We start from the raw sequence: 5725 nt of genomic DNA on the forward strand, positions 1-5725 counted from the left end.
GGCGGCGTCCTCGGCCCCGGCGGGCGGGCCCTCGGCCGCGTAGGTGCTCAGCCGGGGCCGAGGACGCCGCCGAGGATCTCGGACACGCCCCGACCCGGGTCGTTACGGGCGACGGTGAACCCCGGTGAGCCGTGAGACGAGCCTGTTCTCCGGCCGGCCCTCCGACCTGACCGGCCGGCAGGTGGCGGGATACCGCATCGAACGGGAGATCGGGCGTGGCGGCATGGCCGTCGTCTACCGCGCCCGCGACCTGCGCCTGGAACGGACCGTCGCGCTCAAACTGCTCGCCCCCGAGCTGGCCCGCAACGACACCTTCCGCAAACGCTTCACCCACGAGTCTCGCGTCGCCGCCGCGATCGACCACCCGCACATCGTGCCGGTCTTCGAGGCCGACGAGACCGACGGACTGCTCTACATCGCCATGCGCTACGTCGCCGGCAGCGACCTGCGCCACCTCCTCGACGGCCGCGGACCGCTGCCGCCGGACACCGCCGCCCGCATCGCCGCGCAGGTCGCCTCCGCCCTCGACGCCGCCCACGAACACGGCCTGGTCCACCGCGACGTCAAGCCCGGCAACATCCTCGTCGACCGCGGCACCGACAGCGACCACCCCGAGCACGTCTACCTCACCGACTTCGGCCTGACGAAGAAGTCGCTGTCCCTCACCGGCTTCACCACCGTCGGCCAGTTCGTCGGCACCCTCGACTACGTGGCCCCCGAGCAGATCTCCGGCCGCCCGGTCGACGGCCGCTGCGACGTGTACGGCCTGGCCTGCGTCGTCTACGAGACCCTCGCGGGCCACCCGCCGTTCCGCCGCGACGACGACATGGCCCTGCTCTGGGCCCACCAGTACGACGAGCCGCCCCACCTCACCGCGATCCGCACCGACCTTCCGCCCGCCGTCGACGAGGTGTTCGCGCAGGCCCTCGCCAAGACGCCCGACGCCCGCCACGCCACCTGCCTCACGTTCGTCGCCGCGCTGCGGACGGCCCTCCTGGGCGGACCGCCCGAACGGCACCCGCCGACGGAGGTGGACCGAAGGATCGCGGCGGCGGACGAGGAACGGCCGAAGCCACCGCCCCGCTGGGCGGCGCCGGTGTTCGAACCGCCGGGCGGCCCGGCCTGAAGCGGCCTACCCGCTGCCGTCGCCGACCCTGCCCCGACCGGCCGTCCGCCGTGCCAGCAGCCCGCCCAGGAACCCGGCGACCAGCCCCCCCAGGGCTGCGAGGCCCAGCGCCGACCACAGCCGGGGGCGCAGGAACAGCTCACCGCCGAGCCCCGCGCCGCCCAGGTCGCTGATGCCGAACAGCGTCAGGCCGTAGTGCGCGGAGACCCGGCCGACGAGGCAGATCATCAGCACCGTCAGCACCAGCGCCACCGCCATGTGCACCGCGCTGCGCCAGGCCGGCGTCCGGGCCGGGGAACGGGCCGCCATGACGAACGCCGCCGCCGACAGCAGCACCGCGTCCACGACGACGAGCCACCACACCCGGCCGTCCTGCTCGGCGAGCGTCCGCAGGTTCAGCGTGGCGGTCTCCGAGCCGCGCAGCACCTCGTCCAGCACCTGCGGCATCGGCAGCCCGAACGGCCCCTCCACCCGGCCCTCCCAGGTGACGCCCAGCCCGATGGTCAACGCGAGCCACACCAGGTTGGGCAGGCCGAGGAGCACCACCGCGAGAGTCTGCGGGGCATGGCCGCGGGTCACCGCGGTCACGAGCGCGATGACGACACCCAGCGCGACGCACGCGAGCAGCAGCACGACCATCGCGTACGCCGCCGGCCGCACCGACTCCTGGAAGCGCAGCAGCCGCGGCGGCAGCGGAGCCCCGCGGGAGACCAGCAGCGCCAGGACGAAGACGCCGGCCAGCCACACCAGCCCGAACAGCAGCGTGAGCGGTACGTCGGTGGCGAAGCCGGCCCTCGGGGTCACACCGAACACCTCGCCGAGGTCGTCCAGCGTGTCGTCGCCCAGGGACACCGCGAACGTCTGGCGGCCGGCGAGGGCCAGGGCCAGCAGGCCGAGCAGCCACACCACGGCGATCCGGGCTGCCCAGCCGGCCAGTTCGGCCGCCGAGGCGACGGCCCGGTGCCGCAGTGGCCGCAGGAACCCGGCGGCCGTCACCAGGGCGCCGACGAGCGTCACGGACAGCGGGATCACCGTGAGGCCCGCCCGCGTGTCCGCGATTCCGCCGGCGTCACCGGAGAGGTCGACCGAACCCCCGACGGCAGTGACGACGGTCGCCGCGACCACCCTCGGGTAGGCCCCGTCGGGCAGATCGGCGGCGCCGGCCCCCCACAGTCCCAGCGCGGCCGTGATGCCCATGGCGATCAGCCCGGCCAGTGCCGTGGCGACCGCCCGCACCCAGCCGTGACGGGCCACCGCCCGTCCGGAGGAGAGGTTCGATCTCACGCTCGTCACGCTAGGCAGCGCCCGGCCCGCACGCCTGCCGGGAGGGCCGTCCGCGCCCATGTGTGGGCGAAGCGTGACAAAAACGCACATGATGGTTGTTATGCAGCAAGTGGCGCACGCGGTCAGCTGAAGTGCGTCGCGCGAGACCCACCTGGGGAGTGTCGTGAGCGTCGAACCGCCCTCGTCCGGCCGTCCCACCGGACCGCCCTCAGGGCCGCTTTCGGGCCCCTCGCAGCCACCCTCGGGACCGCCCACCCCGCCTCCGGGCGGGCCCTCCGGCGGCGCGACCTCGTCCGGCGGCGGGCCCGGACCGCACCGGCCGTGGTGGCGGTCCGCATCCCGTATCGCGCTGCTCACCACCGCCCTCCTCGTCGCCCTGGCCGTCGCGCTCGTCCTGACGACCCGCTCCGGCGGCGGCTCCGGCGGCGACAGCGAGGTCTTCCTCCAGGCCGCGGGAAAGACAGGCCCGGACCCCTTCACCGAGTCCACCGCCACCGACGCCTCGGCCCCGCCCGCCTCCACCGCCCCGGCGACCACCTCCGCACCCGCCAACGCCGTACGGGGCGTCGACGGCGGCGCCCCCGGACTGTACGGCGGCACCCGCGACGTCACCGCCTGCGACGTGGAGAAGCAGATCAGGGCACTCGGGGCGGACCCCGCCAAGAACCGGGCGTTCGCGTCCGTCCCCGGCATCGACCCCGCCGAGGTCCCCGCCCACCTGCGCTCCCTCACCCCCGTGCAGCTGCGCATGGACACCCGCGTCACCAACCACGGCTACCGCGACGGAGCCGCCACCCCCTACCAGGCCGTCCTCCAGTCCGGCACCGCCGTCCTCGTCGACGGCCACGGAGTGCCCCGCGTGCGCTGCGCCTGCGGCAACCCGCTCACCCCGCCCGTCGCCCAGCGGACCACCCCGAAGCGCACCGGCGACTCCTGGCCGTCGTACCACCCCTCCGACGTCGTCGTGGTCACCCCGTCCACGACCGTGATCAAGGCCTTCGTCCTCTACGACGCCGACGGCGACCGCTGGTTCGCCCGGCACCGCGGCGACACCGGCGGCAAGGACCGGCCCGCCAAGCCCCCGGTGACCCCGCCGAAACCGTCCGCGAGCGTCTCCTCGCCCACCGCGCCGTCGAGCACGCCGCCCACCTCGCCGTCGACCTCGCACAGCCCCGGCCCGCCGGACTCGACCAGCCCCGCGCCACCCACCGGCTCCGAGGAGCCGCCTCCGTCGCCGGGGCCGTCGAGCGCACCGCCGTCGGAGGACGGGACGCCCTCCGACGCCACCGACACCACCTCCCGGTCCGAGCCAGCCTCGCCCCCCGCGCGGTCCGCCGGCAGCCCACCCGTACTGTGAGAGAGCCCATGCCGACCGGGCCGGCGGCGGGGGACTGCGCGGCCCGGAACGGGGTAGCAGCATGGGTGCAGCAGCGTCCGGCCAGTCCGGCCTCCGAGAGAGAACAGCATGATCAAGCACCTGGGCGGGGCAGCGATACCGACCGGCTTCGACGTACCCGTGGAACCGCTCCGCCGAGCCGCCCACTACACCGGTGAGACCGGTTCCATCGCCGAGGCCCGCGACTTCGCCGCCCACTTCGTCGAGCAGCTCAGGACGGAGTGGTGCGCCCGCATGGACGACCGCTTCAGCGACGACGTGATGCTCGTCGTCAGCGAGCTGATCACCAACGCCGACCGGCACAGCAACGGCCCGTACATCCTGGAGCTCGAGGGCACCGACACCTCGGTGACGGTCGCCGTGTACGACAGCAGCGACGCCCTGCCCCTGCGGTTCCCCAAGGACCCCCGGCGCATCGGGCGGCACGGACTGGAGATCGTGCACGCCCTCGCCGCGGAGGTCACCGCCGAACGCATCCCGGTCGGCAAACGCGTCCGCGCCGTCCTCGGGCTCGCCGCCGGCTGAGCCGCCTCGCCGGGGATGGCCTCAGGCGCAGCCCAGCTCCCCCAGCATCCCCTCGCGCAACCGCACGATGATCCGCTTGATCAGGCGGGAGACGTGCATCTGCGAGCAGCCGAGCTGCTCACCGATCTCCGCCTGGGTGGCTTCCTCCACGAACCGCATATGGAGGATCTGCCGGTCCCGCTCACTCAGCTCCGCCATCAGCGGGGCCAGCGAGTGGAAGTCCTCCACGAGGCGCAGCCCGTCCTCCTCCACACCGATGAAGTCGGCCAGCACCGCCTCGCCGCCCTCCGGGCCGTCGCCGGTGAGGGCGGCGTCCAGCGAGGAGGAGTTGTAGCCGTTGGACGCGATCTGCGCCTCGACCACCTCGCGCTCCTCGAGGTTCATCAGCGTGGCCAGCTCCGCGACCGTCGGCTCCCGGTCCAGGCGGCTGGCGAGTTCGTCGCGCGCCTTGGCCAGTTCCACCCGCAGCTCCTGGAGCCGCCGCGGCACGTGCACGGCCCAGGTCGTGTCCCGGAAGAAGCGCTTGATCTCGCCCACGATGTAGGGCAGCGCGAAGGAGGTGAACTCGACCTCGCGCGAGATCTCGAACCGGTCGATGGCCTTGATCAGGCCGATCATCCCGGTCTGGACGATGTCCTCCATGTCGTCGCCGCGGCCCCGGAACCGTCCGGCCGCGAACCGTACCAGCGACATGTTCATCTCGATGAGGGTGTTGCGCGCGTACTGGTACTCGTGCGTCCCCTCGTCCAGCTCCGTCAGCCGCCTGAAGAACTGACGCGACAGCTCTCGCGCGTCGCGCGGCGCCACGCGCCTGGGATCCGCGACTCCAGGCAGCGGCGTGCCACCCGTGCCGGTCCCGGCGGTGTCCTCGACGACCTGTGCCTGCGACCCGATCACGGCGGTGTGCATTACCTCTCCCAGAAAGTCACGGTTCGACGTCTGCTGTACCCGGTCCGTGAGCGGACCCGTATGACGCAAGCCCGCTCAAGGAGCCGAATACCCCGAGTCGGCGAACACATGCCCTTTCGAAGCGTCACGGATGAGATCCGGCCCACCCGGCGTGTGGCAGCGGAGGGTGTAGCCCTGGCCGCGTCGTACGGTCACGCCCTGGTCGAAGGCGGCGCGTTCGGAAGGCTCCAGGCGGGCCGCGCGGAGGAAGTCCGCGACCTTGCCCGGCATGTCGAGGACGACCGGCAGCTCCGGAGCCGGGGCGTCCTGGTCGACGACGGTCTGCTCGGGCATGAGGTCGGCGACGGCGGTACGGATGGCGCCGCGGCTGACGTGATGGTCGCGGGCCAGTCCGGCGATGGACCGGCCGCCGAGGTACGCGGCGCGCACGGCGGCGGCCTTCGCTGCTGTGATGACTGGGCGGCGGCCGCCCTTGTTGCCCTTGG

General features: G+C 73.5%; 5 protein-coding genes and 1 pseudogene. 3 read left to right on the top strand and 3 right to left on the bottom strand.

Annotated features, from left to right (window positions below):
- Positions 1 to 124: 124 nt before the first annotated feature.
- The gene (locus tag BZL64_RS29100; protein WP_086772143.1) at positions 125 to 1126 is read left to right on the top strand and encodes a serine/threonine-protein kinase; all 1002 of its coding nucleotides are present in this window, start codon (positions 125 to 127) and stop codon (positions 1124 to 1126) included.
- A 6-nt stretch (positions 1127 to 1132) separates the two neighbouring features.
- On the opposite strand, the gene BZL64_RS29105 is transcribed toward BZL64_RS29100, so the two are convergent.
- Positions 1133 to 2410, bottom strand: a complete 1278-nt coding sequence (locus BZL64_RS29105; protein ID WP_086772144.1) for a streptophobe family protein — start codon at positions 2408 to 2410, stop codon at positions 1133 to 1135.
- Positions 2411 to 2573: 163 nt separating this feature from the next.
- Here BZL64_RS29105 and BZL64_RS29110 point away from each other — a divergent pair, with 163 nt between their 5' ends.
- Both BZL64_RS29110 and BZL64_RS29115 read left to right on the top strand, forming a co-directional pair.
- The gene (locus BZL64_RS29110; RefSeq protein ID WP_086772145.1) at positions 2574 to 3767 is read left to right on the top strand and encodes a DUF6777 domain-containing protein; all 1194 of its coding nucleotides are present in this window, start codon (positions 2574 to 2576) and stop codon (positions 3765 to 3767) included.
- A gap of 108 nt (positions 3768 to 3875) precedes the next feature.
- Positions 3876 to 4331 (top strand): ATP-binding protein, encoded by a 456-nt coding sequence (locus BZL64_RS29115; protein ID WP_086772146.1) that lies wholly within the window; start codon positions 3876 to 3878, stop codon positions 4329 to 4331.
- A 21-nt stretch (positions 4332 to 4352) separates the two neighbouring features.
- Here the strand turns inward: BZL64_RS29115 and BZL64_RS29120 are convergent, their stop codons facing one another.
- The gene (locus BZL64_RS29120) at positions 4353 to 5240 is read right to left on the bottom strand and encodes an RNA polymerase sigma factor SigF (protein WP_086772147.1); all 888 of its coding nucleotides are present in this window, start codon (positions 5238 to 5240) and stop codon (positions 4353 to 4355) included.
- Between the two features lie 75 nt (positions 5241 to 5315).
- Positions 5316 to 5725, bottom strand: a pseudogene (locus BZL64_RS29125) (hypothetical protein); the annotation flags it as partial.

The sequence above is a fragment of the Streptomyces bobili genome (assembly GCF_002154575.1).
Lineage (GTDB): Bacteria > Actinomycetota > Actinomycetes > Streptomycetales > Streptomycetaceae > Streptomyces > Streptomyces bobili.